Origin of the sequence: Oxynema aestuarii AP17 (assembly GCF_012295525.1) — a bacterium.
Lineage (GTDB): Bacteria > Cyanobacteriota > Cyanobacteriia > Cyanobacteriales > Laspinemataceae > Oxynema > Oxynema aestuarii.
Genome location: NZ_CP051167.1, coordinates 1,570,255 through 1,588,677, shown reverse-complemented (window position 1 = coordinate 1,588,677; position 18,423 = coordinate 1,570,255). Strand labels below are relative to the sequence as shown.

At 51.9% G+C, this 18,423-nt stretch carries 13 protein-coding genes and 2 pseudogenes; 5 read left to right on the top strand and 10 right to left on the bottom strand.

Annotation, left to right across the window (positions count from 1 at the left end; all coding sequences use genetic code 11):
* Positions 1 to 90: 90 nt before the first annotated feature.
* The 8 genes and pseudogenes from HCG48_RS06435 to HCG48_RS26805 form a co-directional block, all read right to left on the bottom strand.
* Positions 91 to 1,134, bottom strand: coding sequence for a protein-glutamate methylesterase/protein-glutamine glutaminase (locus HCG48_RS06435; protein ID WP_168568409.1), 1,044 nt, complete (start codon positions 1,132 to 1,134; stop codon positions 91 to 93).
* 487 nt (positions 1,135 to 1,621) lie between these two features.
* Positions 1,622 to 2,251, bottom strand: coding sequence for a chemotaxis protein CheC (locus HCG48_RS06430; protein ID WP_168568408.1), 630 nt, complete (start codon positions 2,249 to 2,251; stop codon positions 1,622 to 1,624).
* Positions 2,252 to 2,256: 5 nt separating this feature from the next.
* Positions 2,257 to 2,616: a response regulator gene (locus HCG48_RS06425; RefSeq protein ID WP_168568407.1), complete on the bottom strand. Its 360-nt coding sequence runs from the start codon at positions 2,614 to 2,616 to the stop codon at positions 2,257 to 2,259.
* Between the two features lie 398 nt (positions 2,617 to 3,014).
* Entirely contained in the window at positions 3,015 to 3,869 is an 855-nt protein-coding gene (locus HCG48_RS06420) for a CheR family methyltransferase (RefSeq protein ID WP_168568406.1), read from the bottom strand.
* A gap of 60 nt (positions 3,870 to 3,929) precedes the next feature.
* Positions 3,930 to 6,797: a HEAT repeat domain-containing protein gene (locus tag HCG48_RS06415; protein ID WP_168568405.1), complete on the bottom strand. Its 2,868-nt coding sequence runs from the start codon at positions 6,795 to 6,797 to the stop codon at positions 3,930 to 3,932.
* A 56-nt stretch (positions 6,798 to 6,853) separates the two neighbouring features.
* Positions 6,854 to 8,977: a methyl-accepting chemotaxis protein gene (locus HCG48_RS06410; RefSeq protein ID WP_168568404.1), complete on the bottom strand. Its 2,124-nt coding sequence runs from the start codon at positions 8,975 to 8,977 to the stop codon at positions 6,854 to 6,856.
* Positions 8,978 to 9,015: 38 nt separating this feature from the next.
* Positions 9,016 to 9,498: a chemotaxis protein CheW gene (locus HCG48_RS06405; RefSeq protein WP_168568403.1), complete on the bottom strand. Its 483-nt coding sequence runs from the start codon at positions 9,496 to 9,498 to the stop codon at positions 9,016 to 9,018.
* Between the two features lie 58 nt (positions 9,499 to 9,556).
* Positions 9,557 to 10,873: pseudogene (locus tag HCG48_RS26805) on the bottom strand (chemotaxis protein CheA); the annotation flags it as partial.
* Between HCG48_RS26805 and HCG48_RS26800 the strand changes: the two are divergent.
* A complete protein-coding gene (locus HCG48_RS26800) occupies positions 10,857 to 11,132 on the top strand; it encodes a pentapeptide repeat-containing protein (protein ID WP_375339335.1) in 276 nt (91 codons plus the stop codon). The pseudogene HCG48_RS26805 and the gene HCG48_RS26800 overlap by 17 nt on opposite strands.
* Before the next feature lie 416 nt (positions 11,133 to 11,548).
* Here HCG48_RS26800 and HCG48_RS26795 read toward each other — a convergent pair.
* Positions 11,549 to 11,860: pseudogene (locus HCG48_RS26795) on the bottom strand (Hpt domain-containing protein); the annotation flags it as partial.
* Between the two features lie 69 nt (positions 11,861 to 11,929).
* A complete protein-coding gene (locus tag HCG48_RS06395) occupies positions 11,930 to 12,313 on the bottom strand; it encodes a response regulator (RefSeq protein WP_168568401.1) in 384 nt (127 codons plus the stop codon).
* A gap of 813 nt (positions 12,314 to 13,126) precedes the next feature.
* On the opposite strand from HCG48_RS06395, the gene HCG48_RS06390 reads away from it, so the two are divergent.
* The 4 genes from HCG48_RS06390 to HCG48_RS06375 all read left to right on the top strand — a co-directional run bounded on the left by HCG48_RS06390 (position 13,127) and on the right by HCG48_RS06375 (position 18,195).
* Positions 13,127 to 14,590 carry an MBOAT family O-acyltransferase gene (locus tag HCG48_RS06390; RefSeq protein WP_168568400.1) on the top strand — a complete coding sequence of 488 codons (1,464 nt, stop codon included), beginning with the start codon at positions 13,127 to 13,129 and terminating at the stop codon, positions 14,588 to 14,590.
* 42 nt (positions 14,591 to 14,632) lie between these two features.
* The gene (locus HCG48_RS06385) at positions 14,633 to 15,781 is read left to right on the top strand and encodes an alginate O-acetyltransferase AlgX-related protein (protein ID WP_168568399.1); all 1,149 of its coding nucleotides are present in this window, start codon (positions 14,633 to 14,635) and stop codon (positions 15,779 to 15,781) included.
* Between the two features lie 222 nt (positions 15,782 to 16,003).
* A complete protein-coding gene (locus tag HCG48_RS06380; protein ID WP_168568398.1) occupies positions 16,004 to 16,618 on the top strand; it encodes a CP12 domain-containing protein in 615 nt (204 codons plus the stop codon).
* Positions 16,619 to 17,190: 572 nt separating this feature from the next.
* Entirely contained in the window at positions 17,191 to 18,195 is a 1,005-nt protein-coding gene (locus tag HCG48_RS06375; RefSeq protein WP_168571775.1) for a pentapeptide repeat-containing protein, read from the top strand.
* The last annotated feature ends 228 nt before the right edge of the window (positions 18,196 to 18,423 follow it).

Sequence of the window (18,423 nt, the reverse complement as noted above, 5' to 3'; positions counted from 1 at the left end):
GAAAAGGGCGTGGGAACCATTCCATAAAAAACAGCCAGAGAGTTCACCAATCCGTCTCCATCTCAACTCTCAACTCTCAACTCCCCCATCTCAAATGGAATTGAGAATCACTTGAGCCATCTGTTTTAAGGGAACCTGGCGATCGCTCAATCCCGCTTCTACCAGCGATCGCGGCATTCCGTAAACCACGCAACTTTCCTCGGCTTCCGTCACGATCGTGCCGCCTTTCGCCTTAATCCAGGCGGCTCCCTCCTTGCCATCGCAACCCATACCCGTCATCACAACTCCCAAGACCCGGGCGCCGAAAACATCCGCAGCCGAGCGAAACATGACATCCACCGAGGGACGGTGCAGGGTATCGAAGGGACGGGCATCGAGATGGACGCGAGTGGTCCCGTCCGAGTGAACCAGGAACTTGAGATGGCGCCCCGCTTTGGCGATCGTCACCAGACCGGGACGTAAAATTTGCCCTTCTTCCGCTTCCAGGACCGTCAGGGAGGATTGCTCGTCCAGACGGCGGGCGTACATGTCCGTATAGCCGACAGGCATGTGCAGCACGATCGCGATCGGAACGGGAAAATCGGAGGGCAACTGAGGAATCAAATTCGCCAAAGCTTGCGGACCGCCTGTAGAAATGCCGATCGCCACCAAATCCACCGATTTGTGAAATTGAGCCGAAAGCGGCGACGAAACTACCTGCGGTTTCACTTCAGTTCCTAATAAATGATGGGGGGCGATCGTGGCGGCTGCTTTCACTTTTTCAATCAGATCGTCACTAATTTCAAAAATTTTTTCTGTCGCTAACGCCGTCGGCTTGTGAACGAAATCTACCGCTCCCGCTTCTAAAGCAGCGAGAGTTTTTTGGCCATCTTCACTGGCAATACTGACAACAATTGCCGGAATCGGTCGCTTTGCCATTTGCTGGCGCAAAAACTCCACCCCGTCCATTTCCGGCATGATCAAATCTAAAGTCACCACGTCTGGGTTGAGTTGTTCTACCAGTTCCAATGCTTCTTGACCGTTATGCGCCGTCCCTACCACTTCAATAAACGGACTGCGATACAACATTTCTTTAACCATTTTACGGACGTAAGCAGAATCGTCCACAATTAGCACTTTGATGATTTGATTCATGTGTCACTGGCCTAATTAGAGAAAATATTAGAGAAAATAAAACATCTCAAATTGATTTGAATGATGTTGGAGGACGGTAGATATGGCTCGCCTTATCCGAGTTGTTGCAGACTTATTGTAGGGGCGATCGCGGAGCGTGGATCGAGGAGAATCGCCCTTCTAGGAATGAAAATTAAAAATCTTCTTTAAAATGCTTGAAAAACCCATTTTCATCGATTTAAATCCGCCATTTACAAATTTAAAGGATAATTGAAAGTTTTCTTCTAATTGACTTTTCAGATTTTGTTGTTTTTTTGTTGTTTTCCCTCAGATCGCCTGTGACCTTTTATAGAATTGGTTTACATTTTCAATGAAATTCCTATATCTTGAGAGCTATGATTTCCTAGGAGTTCGACGGTTGGAAAATCCCTCGGTTATTAAAACTCAGTTGAATTGCTCTGTTCGAGCGATCTAACCCTAGATTTGTTCCGTTAACTATCGATTGCGATTAAGTTGGCAATTCCCCCGATTGCGACCAAGTATCGATCGCCTCAAGAAATGAATCTAAAGACAGAACCCCCAAAACAATTAATAAATATCCATTGACAGAACTATCGCGCATTGTGAATTTCGTATAAACCACGAGGGCGTATTTCATTCCCTCATCGCCGATGGTCAGGGAATCGAGTAAAACACTGAGGGCTTCGAGATGCAAACTCGGCACGGAAAAAGAGATATAAATCTTGAGAAGATTACCGAACACACTCAAACAAGCATTGAGCAAAATATTACCAACTTCCGTCAAAACTTCACAGGCGGAAGCGTCGAGACGGTGACTCGATGGGTAATCGTGAGGCAATAGCAAATCGGTAAGCATCATTGCCCCTTCGTAGTTCAAAACTAATAAAGCATTTCCGGCGATCGACCCGTTGAAAATTTGACTGACTGTTGCGACTTCTCCTTGAATAAAACTGCTGAGTTCTGGTAAAAGTTCTTCCATCGGATGGACGGAAACTTGGGGAGCATTGAGTAAAATGCGATGTCCGGTCAAGTCCGATAACGATGCTGCCGTGCGAGCAAAACCGATATTAATTAACTCGGTAACTGCATCTTGCTGCTGTTCGTTAAGTATGGTCATGGTGACTAGCCTCCTAAAACGCCATTGACTGCATCGATCACTTTGGTGGCCATAAATGGCTTGTTAATAACGGCTTTTGCTCCGGCTTTTTCCACTTCGCATCGCGTTATGTCTTGAAGGTCCGCAGTCGCGACAATAATTTTGGCATCTCGATCCATTTGACATAACTGTTCGAGTACTTCAAGACCCGGCATTCCCGTCATGACTAAATCGAGCAGAACTAGATCGGGTTTTTCGATAAAATACTGTTCGATCGCCATCAGTCCTTCGGATGCTTCTAGGGTCGTATGACCCCGTTGTTCTAAAATTTGACGTAACATCCGGCGAGCCAAACTCGAATCATCTACAATTAAGATTTTAGCCATTGCAACAATCTCCAAAATTAAAAGATTTTTGGGACATTGGCTGGAATGAGACTCGAACTCGTGATGAACGGTGAGATCGCCAGAATCGGGAGAGTTTACGGGGGGGATAGTCGAGACAATCGTTCCCCAGGGTTGACTGAAAAAAGCGAAGAGAGTGGGTGCGTTCGCGCGAAAATTAGTAAAATTGATGTCCTCAGATTTCGTCAGAATGCACCGCAGCGAGAAGAGAAAAAGTTGTCGGATTTCCCAGTCTTAGTTTTCCCGAAGTTCCCGGGAATTCATCGGCGGTCGTTGTCGATCGGCGATCGAGTGCTCGTTCTCAATCCTTTTCCCGATGAGGACGAGAAATTTTCAATCCTCAAGCCACGTCAAGGCAGGGTCGAAGACGGGCCAGCAATTTAATGCTTAAGATAAACAAAAGCACCTCCAATTTCTTGAAACTGAAAATCGGTATTGAGTTTTAAAAGAGATTCGGAAGCGCCGATCGATAAATATCCGGGACTGGGCATTCGATCGAAAAAAAAGGAAACGGTTTTGCGGATCGAATCTTCGGAGAAATAGATAAAAACATTGCGGCAAAAAATAACATCCGACCCGGCAAATTTCCAATTTTGAGTGGGGACGAGTAAATTGGTAACGGCCCATTGAATGCGGCGGTGAATCTCGGGGGCGATCTGCCATTGGTGTCCGGTTGGCGTAAAATATTTACGTTTGAGCGTCGGCGAGATCGTGCGAAAGGAACGCTCGCGGTAGAGCCCTTTTTTTGCTTGAGCGATCGCCCGAGTGGAGGCATCGGTCCCATAAATTTCGATCGGCATTCGGTCGAACCACCCCCCTTCGTGAAGGGCGATCGCGATCGAGAGTGGTTCTTCCCCGGAGGAACACGCCGCACTCCAAATCCGAAACGGTCGTGACAATCTTGACGGTTCGGTTTTTGCCTTCCAATATTGAGGAAGAATGACATCGACGAGGGCTTCGATTTGCTCGCTTTCGCGCCAAAAAAACGTTTCGGGAACGGCCAGGGCGTCTAAAACTTGCACCCATTCGCGATCGGCATTGGCATCGTATTTGAGCAGGTAATAATAGTCCAAAAAGGAATCGCAGCCACACTCGATCGCGCGCGGAGAAAGCTTGTAAGCGAGCATCTCTCGTTTGCCCGGTTCGTAATACAAACCCGTCCGTTCGTGAATTAAATCGCGCAAGAGGACAAATATCGTATCGGGCAAATCCAGGGGTTCTGAAACGAAGGTCATTGTTGGTTTGCGTTGAAAGGTTAACCCCAAAAGATAGGGCAAGCGGGGCGATCGCCTCTACTAATATTGCAGGATCTTTTGAGCGGCCCGACGCACGCCGATATCCGGGTCGTGGCGAGCCAAGTGAGCCAATTTGGTTTCTGCACAGGGATTGCCCAAGTGACCGAGGGCGACGGTGGCACTCAGGCGCACGCTGGCGTCGCCGTCTTCTAACGCCGAAAGGACGAGAGCGGAAGCTTCCGGATGTTTCAAGCGCGCGAGGACTTCGATGGTGGCGCGTCGGGCTTCGGGATGGCGGTGGCTCAATCCTTGGGCGATCGCGGCGATCCGTCGTTCCAGGGGGCGGCAGTCGCGCGGTTCGCGATGGGCCAAGGCGTCGATACAAGCCTCGCGGCAGCGCGATTCTAAGGTCAATTCGATCAAGGTGGCGATCGCCGAATCCGTTCCCCGTCGGGACAAGGCATCGATCGCCGCCAAGAACACCATCGGATCGTTTTCGGTTGCGGCTTGCCAGCGCAAGACCTTTTCGATCTCCGGATTGGGACAGTCTACCGAGGCGCGGATGGCGTGGAGCCGTCGTTGGGGGTCGCGCGATCGCAGCACTTTCAACAAGGCGGCGAGGGCTTCCTCGGTCTCCTCGTTGCTTTCCGGTTCGCTGAGGATTTCCCCTAATGCCTGAACTGCAGCCCGGGCCACGTCGCCGTCACCCTCCTCGCTGTCGCTCAAGCTGACCAGCAGGGGAACTGCTTCCACCGCGCCGAAATGTCCGAGCGCTTCCGCCGACGCCGCCCGCACCGGATTGGCCGGGTCGTGTTGCACTCGGTCCAGCAGCACGGCGATCGCCTCGCCGTCGATCGCGGTGGTGCGATCGCCTCGGGTATGATGTTTCGCACTTTTGATCAGCGATCGTACCGCATAATAGCGAACCCAGGGATCCTCGTCGTCGAGGGCCTCGCGCAAAGGCTCGAAGGCCAACGACCAGGGGAAGTGACCCAAACTGTGGGCGGCAGCCGCTCGCACCGGGGGGGTTTCTTCTCGCAGGGCTTGACGCAAAATCTCGCAGGCGTGGGGCAGGGTTTGGCCGAAGTGACCGAGGTCTTCAAATAACGGTAACTGTTCGATCGCGGCGCGGCGAACCCGCTCGTGAGGGTCGGTCAAACAGGCGAACAGGCGATCGAAACAGTTGGGAAAGGCGAAATATCCGGCAATTTTGACCGCCGACTCGCGCACGTAGGGGTCGAAATTCCCCAAGCAGTCGAAAATCCGAGCGCTCAAATCCGGATGTCCCAAGGAGTTGAGGGCGCCGATCGCCGCCAGACGCAGGCTGGCTTCGGGATGGCCCAACAATTCGAGCAAGGACTCGAACGCTTGAGCGTCCCCAATCTGAGCGAGGGCATTGGCCGCCGCTACTCCCAAGTCGGGCTCGGCGTGCAGCAGTTCGGTCAACGGACCGACGGCGCGGGGGTCGCCGATGCGTCCGAGGGCGATCGCGGCGGCTTTGCGGGTGGAGGAACTGGGCGCTTCCAACTGCTCCAACACTTTCTCACATATTCGCCTGCCGTAGCGACTAATCGTGTATAATACCTGATTTCTAACACTCGGTTCGTTTAACAGTTCCACCAAGACCGTTTCGATCGCCTCTCCCTGGAACCATCCGAGCAGGAGTACCAAGTCGCTCAGTTCCGAACCCGTGGCCCCGGAGATCGCGCAGAGGAGGGCTTCGCATTCTCGGGGGGGCATCAGCGCCGGAGGATCGCCGCCGAAGGCGTGGCGGGTGAGTTCGACGATATAACTCCCTTCCCTATAATTTTTGTCGTAGCGGCGGTAAATCGCGGCGATCGCGCCGACCACGGCCCGCAAGCGTTCGCTCAACGGCGGCGCCAGGGAATCCGGCGGCGCGGTCGAACTCTCTGAAGGCGGCTCGCACCATCGCCGGATCGTCGCCACCATCGGCGGCACCACGCTGGCATCGCCGAGGGTTCCTAACAATTGGGCCGTGGTGGGGTAGAGAAGCTCGCGATCGAGCAAGGGCACCAGACGCGGGGCGATGGTGCCGTCCCCGATGCGGATCAGGGCTTCGAGGGCGGGAAAGGCCAAAAAGAAATCTTCCGATTCGGCGATCGCCGCGATCGATTCGACCGCTTCGCGGGCTTTCAACATTTTCAAGGCGTCGATCGCGTGATAGCGAACGTTCGCATCCGGGTCGTCGAGGGCCTCGATCAAGGCTGGAATCCCGCGCGGGTCGCGGCGATCGCCCAAGGTCAGCGCCGCGTAAATCCGCAAATCCACTTCCGGATCGCGCAGACATTCGATCAAGGCGGGAAGCGGGTCGAGATTGCTCAAGACCAACACTTGCAAAATACTGTTGAGGACGCTCGGATTGGCGTGTTCCGCCCGCAGCGATCGCAACAGTTCCACCATCGTGTCCGAATCGCTTTCGCGCACGAGGGAATCCACCGCCGCCCGTCGGACGTCCCAGCGATCGTCCCCGAGGGCTGCCAAGCGCGTTTTGGCTTCGGCGGCGGGCGCCTTCACTGCCTCCGCCGAAGCCTCCGAACCCCCCTGTCGTTCCCGTTCCAAGCGTTCCGTCACGTCTTCCACGGTGACGATCGCCCCGACAATGCGCGTATCCTCCTGTAACGGGGCGATCGTCACCTTTTGCTGCATGTACTCGAAACCCGACGAGGCGATCGCCGGAGGACAGGGAATCAAATAGCGATGGAACAACGGCGAAAGGGTTTCCACCGTTCCCTCGCTCCACACCCGCCGAAACCGATCGCCCAACCCCCGCGCTTCGAGATCGGGAATTAACTCGCTCAACTCCCGACCCCGGGCGGCAGCTTCCGGAATCCGCGTCATCGCCGCCAACCGATCGTCCCAAGAACGGACGATCCCCTCTGTATCCGTCGTAAAAATACCAATCGTCATCGGCTCAGCATCCTCTATCCTCAGCCAACTCTAGCCAACCGTTCCCCCCGGGCGCATTAATATCCGTCACGATCCGCCGACCCCCGTGCGACCAACTGGTTTAACTCCCCCGCTTGTTCGAGCAGTTGCGCCGTTGCCTTTTGGGTTTGCAAAACCCCTTGGGCATTGCGTTGGGTAATCTCGCGAATGTCCTCCAAGGCATCGAGAACCACTTGAGACGCGCTACTATGTTCGCGATTGTGTTTGGCGATCGTCCGCATTTCCTGCGAAATCGCCTCGATCGCCTCGGTCATCTGTTCGATCCCGATACTCTGCTCTTTCATCGCTTTCGCCACCTGTTCGGACTGCTGCCGCATCGAAACCACTGCCGCCACCACTTGGGTCGCATCGGTCGATTGCGAATTCATCCCCTGGGAAACCTTTTGAATCAACGCGCTCAACCGTTGGGATTCCTGGGCGATTTGTTCCCCCGCTTGGGACTGCTCGCTCAAGGCCCGGGTAATATTCATCATTCCCTTTCTCATCACCTCGATCGCCTGCATCGCCTGTTGCGTCCCTTTGGCTTGCTCCATCATCGCCTTGCGCACTTGGCTCGCTAATAGGGTCGTATTTTGGGACGCTTTCATCACTTCTCGCGCCGAACGGGCCTGTTCGTTCGTCGCTTTCGCCACCTGCTGCACGGTTTTGCGCATTTCCAGAGCCGAACGCACGATCCCTTGCGCCGCCATCGATTGTTCGCTCGTCGCCGTGGAAACTTCTTTCGCTTGTTCCGCCGTCAGATGAACCGCATTGAGCACCGTCTGACCCGCATCGAGTTGCTCTTCGCACGCCCGGGTGATTTGAGTGACTAACTCGGCAGTTTCGCCGACGCCGTCGAGAATTTTCTGCAAGCCCGCCGCCCCTTCTTCCGAGAGGCGACCGCTTTCTTCGGCGACTCGCAAGCCTTCGTCGGACTGGTTCACCGCATTTTGGACGAACACTTGCAAGGCTTTGATAATCCCGCCAATTTCCCCCGTGGCTTGGGCGGCGCGATCGGCCAAATTGCGGATTTCTTCGGCGACTACCGCAAAGCCGCGTCCCGCCTCTCCCGCCCGGGCGGCCTCGATCGAGGCATTGAGCGAGAGTAAGTTCGTCCGTTCGGCAATTAAGTTAATCGTATCGACAATCGTGCCGATTTCGTTGGTGCGCTGGCCGATTTCGCGAATCGCACTGGCGGAGTCTACCATCGCCGTGCGGACTCGGGTGAGCCCTTGGATCGATTTTTGAACGGTCGCCCCGCCGTCTTTGGCATCGCTGGCGACTCGGCGGGTGATCTGGTCTGCTTTTTGGGTGAGGGTGGCGACGGAGTGGATCGAGCGATCGAGTTGCTCGGCACTGGTCGCCGCACTGGTGGCGGCTTCGGTAATCTGTTTGGCGTTTTCGGCGACCCCTTCGATCGATCGCGCCATTTCTTCGATCGAGGTCGAAACTTCTTCGACGCTGACCGCCATGTTCTCGCTGGTGGCGGAGACTTCTTCGATGGAGGCGGCCATTTCGTTAATCGATGCGCTGGTTTGTTCGGCGGCGGCGCTCAAATCGTCGGCGTTCTCGGCGACCCCCTGGATCGAGGCGGTCATTTCTTCCATCGAGGCGGCGGTTTCGTTGAGTCCGGAGGCGAGATTGTCCGTATCGACGTTGACGTTTTGAATGGAACTGGCGATCTCGGTCATCGAGGCGGTGACTTGGGTCGCCGAGGTTGACATTTCCTGGGCGTTGTTGCTGACTTGGGCGATCGAGTGGGTGGTTTGCTCGATCGCCGCGCTGGTTTGTTTCAACCCGGTGGCCAATTCTTGGGTACTGGCGGTGACTTGCTCGATGGAGGCGGCCATTTCGTTGATCGAGGAAACGATTTGCTCGGAGGAACTGGCCACGGATTCGACTTGGCTGGTCGTTTGGGTGAGGGAAGTCGCCATGTCCCTCATTTCGCTACAACTGCGCTCGATCGATTCTTGTTGGGACTCGGCCCCTCGGGCAACTTGGGCGGCAATTTCGTAAATTTCGTTGGCTTGGCGGCTGACGACGACGGCCCGTTCTTGGAAGCGATCGCGAAATTCATCCCGAATTTGCTCTCTTCCCCCGTCGGCTATGTGGCCGTTTTTGGATCCGTTTTTCTTTTTCTTATTGCTTTGATTTTTAGCCATTTTTTTGTCCTGAATCGATCTTTAAGAAGCAAAACTTTTTATTCTGCGGCTACGATCGGCGTTTCTTCTACTTTTAATAATTCTTCGACGTTTAACACCAGCACGACGCGCTCTTCGAGGGTGATAGTGCCTTTTAAATATTTGCCGCTCAATCCGGAAATGCCTTCCGGTAAGGGTTGAATGACGTTGTTGGGCAGGGAAATAAATTCTCTGGCCGTATCGACGATCAAACCGACGGTTCGCTGTTGGTGGCGCACGACGATCGAACGAGTGCGAATGTCGTAGGGAATTTTTTCAAAGCCGAATCGCACTCGCAAGTTGAGTAGGGGTAGCACTTGTCCTCGGGAAAAGACGACGCCTTCGACGAAGGATAAGGCGTTGGGAACGGGGGTAATGCGCTCGACGGTATCCATTTGCTGGACGTAGGTCGCTTCGATGCCGTAGGTGGTTCCCGCCAGTTCAAAAAAGATAAAGTTTTGAATTTCCTCGGGGGAGGACGATACAGAAGTGTTCACACTCATCGGTTTTAGCCAAATCGATCGACAGGGTGGGTTTGGGGAAGTCGGGTTGCGGATCCCTTTAGTGCGATACGGCGGAGCCGTCGTTTCGCGATCGCGTAGGGTCTCCAAAGGAGAATCGCCGCCTGGTTTCGCGGTTGGTACCCATGGATTCGCGATGGCGCACCAAACTGGGGATGTCGAGAATTAACACGACTCGACCGTCGCCGAGTTCGGTGGCTCCGGCAATGCCGACGGTCTGCACGAAGGGGTCGTTGAGGGACCGCACGACGATTTCGCACTGGCGCACGATCCGATCCACGGCTAAGCCGATCGCGCTGGTGCCACTCCCGACGACGACGACGCGCAAGGAACGGCGATCGCGATCGCGCTCCAAGCCGAACAGGTCGGCGAGGTACAGTAAGGGCAACAGGGAGCCGCGATAGGGGATCGCTTCGTTGTTTTCAAAGCGCACGAGGGTCTCGATGTTGACTTCGAGGACTTCGCGCAGCGCGGATTGGACGATCGCGTAAGTTTGATCGGCGACGTTGACGATCGCCGCGTCGGCGATCGCCAGCGTTAGGGGCAATTCGATCCGAAATCGGGTGCCACGTCCCCGTTCGCTCGTCATCGTCACGGTGCCGCCGAGTTCGTAAACGGTGTTTTTGACGATCGCCATCCCTACTCCCCGTCCGCTCGTCAGATCCGCTACGTCTCGGGTGGAAAATCCGGGGGCGCACAGCAGGTCTAACAAGGCCATTGCATCGTACTGGCTGGCCAGTTCGTCGGGACTGAGATCGGGATCGATCAGTCCGCGCGCTCGACCGACGGCGATCGCTTTATCGCGATCGATGCCCCGTCCGTCATCTTCGATCTCGATCGCCACCATTTCCCCGGCGGTGGAGGCGCGCAAGGCGATCGTCCCTTGGGGCGCTTTGCCTGCGGCGACTCGTTCGACTTCCGGTTCGATCCCGTGACTGATGGCGTTGCGAACTAGGTGCAGCAAGGGATCCATCATCCGCTCGACTACGAATTTATCGATCTCGGTTTCCTGTCCGCTCAGTTCGAGTTTGACCTGTTTGCGCTCTGGCGGCGGCACTGTGGTCCGATTCTCCTGGGGAGACCCGTCGCGAACGCCCGTTTCTCGTACTAAATCGCGCACCACGAAGTGCATCCGCGCGAATACTTCGGCGACGGGTACCAGCCTCACCCGCATCACCCCTTCGCGCAAGTCGCGCAGTTGTCGTTCTAAGGTCAAGTTGATTTCTTGCAGCGCTCTGGCTTCGGCCCCCGGTAAATCTCGGGTCACGCGATCGCTCCAATCTTCCAACCGCGCCCGTCCGATTACCAATTCCCCGACCATCCGCATCAGTTCGTCGAGTTTGGGCAGGTCTACCCGCACCACGTTCGACGACTTCTCGGCGATCGGCGCCGGGGCGGCGGTCGGGGCGATCGCTCCTTTCGGCGCCACTTTCGGTTCCTCGGTCGGCGCTTCTTCGGGGGGAGTCTCGCGCGCTGCTGGCTGCTCTGGGGTCTCGGGGACGCTCACTTCCGAGGTCTCCCTTTCCGGGGTCTCCCTTTCCGGGGTCTCCCTTTCCGGGGTCTCCCTTTCCGGGGTCTCCCTTTCCGGGGTCTCCCTCGCCGAAGCCCCCCGGTGACCGCGATAGGCTTCCCAGATCAACCCGTCGGTTTGGGATTCCCCGAATTCCCCCTCGGCGTCGCTCCCCGCTACGAGAAAATCAAAGCTAATACTCCCTTTTTCCCCCATACGAGGGGCAGCATGAATCAGATGGCCCCATTGTCCGAGTAAATCGCGAACCTGGTTGACGGTGATTCCCCGGGCCGCCAGTTGGGCGCTCGGCGAGAAACTAAAGTGCCAAATCGTTTCCCCACGGGCGATCGCGCTGTCGAGCTGTTTTTGTTCTTCCGGTTTGAGTTTGAACGAGGGGCGATCGCCTCTCACCGAGGGGGTTTCTGGCGGGATCGCCGCTTTCAATTGAGCGAGGATGTTGTCGATCTCGGGGACGGGTTGTTGGTTGCGACGCGCCTCGACAATCTCTTCGATCGCTTTAGTCCCGTTCAAGAGCGCATCAAATCCCCCCTCGGACAACACCAAATCGCGATCGCGCAACCCGCGCAAATAACTTTCCATCTGGTGGGCGACTGCTTCGGCTTCCTTCACCGCCATCATTCCCGACAGCCCTTTGAGGGAATGAAAGGCTCGAAATAATTCGTGAACGACCGTTTTCTCTACGGACGGCTCGCCGATAAAAGCTTCTAATAATAATAAGTTTTGACGCGCTAGGGTAAGATGTTCTTCGCACTCGGCAAAATAATCATCTAAAAAATCGGCGAAAAAATTGTTGGCTTCGTCTGCATTGGACACGACTCAAATCCCTCTCGATGGTGGTTGCCTCCTCTAACTTGCCTGCGGACAACCGACGGATGCCCCGATTTAATCGTTGGCAATCGGTTGCTTGAGCAAGTCGAGCACTTCCCGCGCTAACGTGCGCGGGTCGAACGGTTTGGTTAGGTAGCGCGAAGCCCCCGCACTCATGGCCCGTTCGCGGCTGTTGTCGTCCCCTCGCGTGGTCAACACCACGATCGGAATCGCACGATAAAGATCGTGACCCCGCACGAATTCGATCGCCTCCAATCCGTGCATATCGGGCATATTTAAGTCGAGGACGATCAAATCTACCGACGAGATCGCCAGTTGTTCGATCGCCTCCAATCCCGTACTCGCTTCCCCAAACGTAACGTCGGGTAAGGATTGCAGCGATGCTCTGACCATCCGACGCATTGTCGCCGAATCATCTACCACTAAAATCTGTTTCATGACCGTTCCTATACTTCGCTGATTCCCCGCGATCGGTGTTTTTTTGCCCCCATGCGTCTTGGAAAATAAGCTAGTTTTTTCCTCCCCCCGACTCTCAAACAGCAGCAAAAACAACGAGTCGATTTCAAGATCCACCGATCGCCCAACCATCGTTTATTTTCTTTAGATCCTCTTAAGATTTTGATGGCTTTGGTTGTTGGCAATAACTCGATTGGCACATCCTACGAGTCGGCGATCGCCGTGCGATGCGGGATAGTTCAATTACATTTAGTTTCGCATTAATTGAGGAGTTTGCACCCGCCTGTTAACGAAATGAAATGACTGATTTTCAGCAGAATCGTCCAAAAGCCCGTCATTTTCCTCTCGTTCGTCTTTCCCCGCGCGATCGCCGACTGCCTCCTGGCCATCTCTACCCCGCGAAAGACTTAAGCTAGACCCCTGACTTCTCAACCCTGTTTTTCCCTTAAATTACATTATTATATCAAAAAACAGTCTTCAAAAAATACGATCTAGCCAAAAATTTATCATTTTTTTGTAATCTCTTGAAAACCGATAACTTTTAAATTAAAATACGATTCTATTTATCCGATCGCTATTCTTGACAGTAACGAGCGATCCCTCGTTCTCAACCAATCTAAAGGTTAATTCCATTGATACCCTTAAAATCCCGATCTTCAATTTTCGACCGATTGCGACCGACAGACAAGGGATAAAATCATCTCATCAATCTATATTTGAAACCTTCCATTTTCAACATTCAACCGCCATCGGCTAACTCAACCTGAAATCGACTGTCACCGAAACAACAGTCATATGTTATTTACTTCGACAATTTTTATTTTCCTATTCCTTCCCCTCGTCTTACTCGCTTATTGGACGGTAAAACCGCGATCGCTTCGCAATCTTGTTCTCCTCTTCGCCAGCCTCTTTTTTTATGCCTGGGGAGAATTACAATTTATCGTACTCATGCTCGCCTCGATCTCCATCAATTACACGATCGCCCTCGCCATCGACCGCCATCACCAAAAACCTCAAAAACAACTCCTCTTAACTCTCGGAATCGCCGCCAATCTCGGCATCCTCTTCTGGTTTAAATATAGTGCATTTTTTAGCCAAGCTCTCGATCGCTTATTCTCCTCAACCCAGGCGATCGCCATTCCTATCCCTTCCGTTCACTTACCCCTAGGCATTTCCTTCTTTACCTTCCAAGCCCTTTCTTATCTCGTCGATGTCTATCGAAAGCAAGTTAAAGCCAATCGAAATCCGATTCAACTTTCCCTTTACATCGCCTTTTTTCCGCAGTTAATTGCCGGACCGATCGTCCGCTATATCGAGATCGCCCCTCAACTCATTCGGCGTCAAGTCAACGTTGAAAAATTCGCTAGCGGAATTCGACGTTTCGCGATCGGTTTAGGCAAAAAAATGCTCGTTGCCAATACTTTAGCCAAACCAAGCGATGCGATTTTTGGATTAGAAACCAGTCAATTAACTCCTACTTTAACCGCATTGGCGATCGCCTGCTACAGCTTGCAAATTTATTTCGACTTTTCTGGTTATTCCGATATGGCGATTGGTTTAGGTCGCCTGTTTGGATTCGACTTACCCGAAAACTTTAACTATCCTTATAGTGCGCGATCGCTGCGTGAATTTTGGCAACGCTGGCATATTTCTTTATCCACTTGGTTTCGCGATTATCTGTACATTCCTCTGGGCGGAAATCGGCGATCGCCCTGCCGAACTTATTTTAACTTAACCCTAGTTTTCCTATTATGTGGCTTGTGGCATGGCGCCAACTGGACGTTTATCGTCTGGGGGTTAATTCACGGTGCCTTTTTAATCGTGGAACGACTACTTTATCGGGTTAATTTAGGCATCGAACGGTTTCCCGGTAGCATCGTCTACACTTGGATCGTTGTCGGTTTAGCCTGGGTATTTTTCCGATCGCCGAATTTAGAATATGCAATAGATTTTTTAAAAATTATGTTCGGTACGGTTCCATGGAGTCAGAATCAATATACTATTCAAGACTATTGGAATGCAGAGATTGCCGTGACCCTAGTCATCGGTGCGATCGCCGCTTTACCGATTTATCCGATCGCCTTACAATGGTATTGGCAATGGCGCGATCGGCTCTCGTCTAAATTGCCGATTTCTCAGATAACCTTATTTCATTGTATGGCCAGTGTAGAAATTATGGCGATCGCCTCTATTTTTTGGGCATCGACGGCGAAAATTGCCGCAGAAACTTATCAACCCTTTATTTATTTTCGCTTTTAATTGATGAATTTTGATGAATTTTTAATTTTAGAATAAGTTCAAATGACAAAAACCGCGCGATCGCCCCGAAAATTGTACGATCGCTTCTTAATCTTAATCTTTCTAGCGGCGATTGGTTTACCGCCATTAGTAAGTGCAATTGAGAACCATTTCGGAGAAAATAAAGGCCGACAAAATTGGGAAAAACGGGAGTTTGTTCGCTTTCCCGGATGGCCGCAATCGGTAGAATCTTTAGCCACCTTTCCCGAACAATTCGAGGACTATTATAGCGATAACTTTTGGCCGCGATCGCATTTAATTCGCTGGCACAATTTGTTAAAATTAATCGGATTTGGGTTATCTCCCTCGGAGAAAGTCATTGTCGGTCAACAGGGATGGTTATTTTACGGCGATCGCGATGCACTGAATGCTTACCGACGGGTCAACCCCTTTACGAAAAGTGAACTGGAACAGTGGAGAATCTTGTTAGAAAAGCGGTGTCAGTGGTTGGGCGATCGCGGGATCGATTACTTATTTATTATCGTTCCCAATAAATCCACAATTTATCCCGAATATATGCCCAGTCATATTCGCCGAGATGCGCGAGAATCTCGCTTAGATGCACTCGTGAATTACCTGGAAACTTACTCGGATTTTGAAATTCTCGATTTGCGGGGTGCTCTCCTCGCCGCCAAACAGCGCGATCGTGTTTACCACCGCACGGATTCTCACTGGAACAAACCCGGTGTATTTGCCGCTTACCGGGCAATTTTCGCCGAACTGAACGAACGCTTTCCCGGCTTAACACCACTCGAACTCGATGCCTTTCGTCGGGAACAGATTCGCCGACCTGGAGGCGATTTGGCGATGATGTTGGGGTTAGAGAATACCTTGAAAGAAGACGCGATTAGATTTTCGGCGATGTTTCCCTCCCGGTTCCGTCCGGCGAGTCCGGGGATAGTCAAGGCTGATTTACCCGAAAATCAACAACCTTTTGCGACAGAAATCGACGATCGCCAGTTACCGAAAGCGGTCATTTTTCACGATTCTTTCATGCTCAATTTAGGGCCATTTTTATCGGAGCATTTCCAACGGGCGGTATTTTTAAATCAGTATGAATTTGACCGGGAAATTATTAATCGTGAACGCCCGAATCTGGTCATTCAAGAAATTGCCGAACGGACGCTGATGGGATCGGTTCCGCAAGATTAGTCCCGACGCGATCGCAGAAAATCGATCGCAATTTGGGTTTGAAACCAGGGCTGCACGGCGATCTCTCCCTCAAAAAGCTCCCCGATCTCTCGGGGGAAGCGATCGTAAAAATTAACCGATCTCCTCTCTAAAATTGAAATTTTATCATCTACAAGTTTTTGACGAGCCAATTTGATTTACGATCGAAAAGGAGTCAAAAACCATTCGCTCAGAGGTTACGTAATGATGAAAGCCCAAGAAATCATGACTCGTGATGTCATCACCATTCGCGGTTCTGCAACGGTAGCTGAAGCCGTCAAGCTCATGAAAGACAAGAATTTACGGGCTTTAGTGGTCAAGCGGCGCCATGACGAAGATGCTTACGGAATCGTCACGGAAACGGATATCGTGTATAAAGTGGCGGCCTACGGTAAAGATCCGAAAAAAGTCCGCGTTTTCGAGATCATGACCAAACCTTGTATCGTGGTCAATCCTCACTTAGGGATCGAGTATGTCGCGCGCTTGTTCGCCAATACGGGAATCCGTCGCGCTCCGGTCATCGACGGTCAATTAATGGGGATTATCTCGGTCACGGATATCCTGCGCAATAGCGATTTTGTCGAAAAACCCAAGTCAACTTTATTACAACAGGAATTAGACAAAGCTATTGCCGAAGCGCGTGCCATTTGCAGTGAAAAAGGTGCTACCTCTAAGGAATGTGCTGCCGCCTGGGATGCGGTGGAAGAGCTGCAAGCGGAAGCCTCGCACCAACAAGCTCTCAAACCGACGAAATCGGCGTTTGAGGAGTATTGTGAGGAAAATCCAGAAGCGGCGGAAGCGCGAGTTTACGATGTATAAAATTTTCGCACGACGATCGCCTCGCTGGCATTATTGCTAACGATCGCGCGATCGCGTCGAATTGAATCGGCTGGGGTCGGAAACATCCGACCCCTTTTCTGTTGGCGATCGCCCTCGATGTTGATTTTTTAAATAAACGTAAGAGTAAATATTCAAACAAAAGTAAAGAAAATTATTATTGTTATCCGCGATCGCGAGGGAAAATGATTGGTATCGGGATCGCTCGCAAATGAGCGCGGAGAGTTGTAGCGTAAGGACAAATTAGAATAGGTATTTTCTCCCGATCGCACCAAAATTGAGACGGACTTCAGGTCACCAATTCTAAGATCGCTCAAAAGATGGGGATCGCGAGATCGCGAGCAACTTGTTCTGAAACTTTGGCTTCAAGAGGACGATCGAGGAGATCGCGCGATCGTCGATACGCTCAAATGTTAACCCCTGTCAGTCACATTAAACTAAGAGTTGACGAAACAATTATTGACAATTGGCTGCGATCGCCCACTGCGCGATCGGGGAACACTAATAACCAAGAACTGACAGATTATTCTAATTTGACCGTAGGAGAAAGTTGTATGGATGCTTATCAATTACTCAAACGCTATAACAACGGAGAACGCGATTTTAAAGGCGCTTGCTTGAGTTGGGCAAATTTAATTGGAGCGACCCTCGAACGCATTAATTTAGTCGGAGCGAACTTAATGGAGGCATCACTCGCCCGTGCGGATTTGAGTCGTGCCTTTTTAATTGAAGCCAAATTGAATGGGGCCTTTTTATATGGTGCCGATCTCAGTTTTGCTAAGTTTAAAGGGAGTTCCCTACTCGATGCCGATTTGACGAAAGCCAATTTACAAGGCGCTCACTTGGCCAATGCAGATTTAGCGGGGGCTAAATTGAGTGGAGCCATTCTCAAATGGGTGACCCTTTATCGAGCGAATTTACCGGGGGTTAATTTGTGTGGCGCTAATTTAAACGGGATTAATTTGCGATCGGCCAATTTAACGGGAGCGAACTTAAATTGGACGAATTTAAGCGGCGCTCGCTTGAGTGGGGCTTCTCTAAAAGGTGCGTTATTAAATGGCGTCAAATTGAGTGGAGCGTTTTTAAACGGACTCAATTTAGATGGCACGAACTTTAATGCGTTGGAGTTGCAAGCTGCGAAATTGAGTGGGGCGAGTTTGTGTCGTTCTCAACTGAAGGGAACGGATTTGAGTGGGGCGCAAATGCGCTTTACAAACTTTGAGGAAAGTAATCTCAAGCAAGCTATTTTATATTCGAGTAATCTCAAAGGCGGACGCTTGGCTCGGGCAAATTTAATGAAAACTGACCTGCGCGAAACTGATTTGAGAAATGCCGATCTCAGTGGGGCAAATCTCAATTTAGCGAATCTCAGTGGAGCGGATCTGAGTGGGGCTAATTTGCGCGGTGCTTATTTGTGGGGAGCGGATCTCGATGGCGCTTGTTTTACCGGAGCGGATTTGACGGAAGCGAGTTTGCGCGATGCGGCCATTATAGGGGCTGATTTTCGCGATGCCAATTTAACAGGAACGGTGATGCCTGATGGCACGCTTCATGTTTGATAGCAACGGGCGATCGCCGATCGCCCGATCCAATGAGGTTCACAGAAGCTAACTTTTTCCGTCTTTCGGCGCAAATTTCAGCGTTTGGACTGGAATTGAACGGGTTTGGAGCGTTTGAAAGACGCTAAATATATAGCGTAATTGCCAATAAGCATAAATAATATAAATCTTGTTCAAAATATAATCAATTGTTAAATTTTTATATAAAATCCTGAAGCCGTCCCGAGT

Bases quoted from the DNA above. Each gene is read 5' to 3' on its own strand.
- HCG48_RS06405 (WP_168568403.1), bottom strand. From the start codon at position 9,498: ATGAGTGTGAACACTTCTGTATCGTCCTCCCCCGAGGAAATTCAAAAC.
- HCG48_RS06380 (WP_168568398.1), top strand. From the start codon at position 16,004: ATGATGAAAGCCCAAGAAATCATGACTCGTGATGTCATCACCATTCGC.
- HCG48_RS06390 (WP_168568400.1), top strand. From the start codon at position 13,127: ATGTTATTTACTTCGACAATTTTTATTTTCCTATTCCTTCCCCTCGTC.
- HCG48_RS06395 (WP_168568401.1), bottom strand. From the start codon at position 12,313: ATGAAACAGATTTTAGTGGTAGATGATTCGGCGACAATGCGTCGGATG.
- HCG48_RS06385 (WP_168568399.1), top strand. From the start codon at position 14,633: ATGACAAAAACCGCGCGATCGCCCCGAAAATTGTACGATCGCTTCTTA.
- HCG48_RS06420 (WP_168568406.1), bottom strand. From the start codon at position 3,869: ATGACCTTCGTTTCAGAACCCCTGGATTTGCCCGATACGATATTTGTC.
- HCG48_RS06410 (WP_168568404.1), bottom strand. From the start codon at position 8,977: ATGGCTAAAAATCAAAGCAATAAGAAAAAGAAAAACGGATCCAAAAAC.
- HCG48_RS06425 (WP_168568407.1), bottom strand. From the start codon at position 2,616: ATGGCTAAAATCTTAATTGTAGATGATTCGAGTTTGGCTCGCCGGATG.
- HCG48_RS06435 (WP_168568409.1), bottom strand. From the start codon at position 1,134: ATGAATCAAATCATCAAAGTGCTAATTGTGGACGATTCTGCTTACGTC.
- HCG48_RS06430 (WP_168568408.1), bottom strand. From the start codon at position 2,251: ATGACCATACTTAACGAACAGCAGCAAGATGCAGTTACCGAGTTAATT.
- HCG48_RS06415 (WP_168568405.1), bottom strand. From the start codon at position 6,797: ATGACGATTGGTATTTTTACGACGGATACAGAGGGGATCGTCCGTTCT.
- HCG48_RS06375 (WP_168571775.1), top strand. From the start codon at position 17,191: ATGGATGCTTATCAATTACTCAAACGCTATAACAACGGAGAACGCGAT.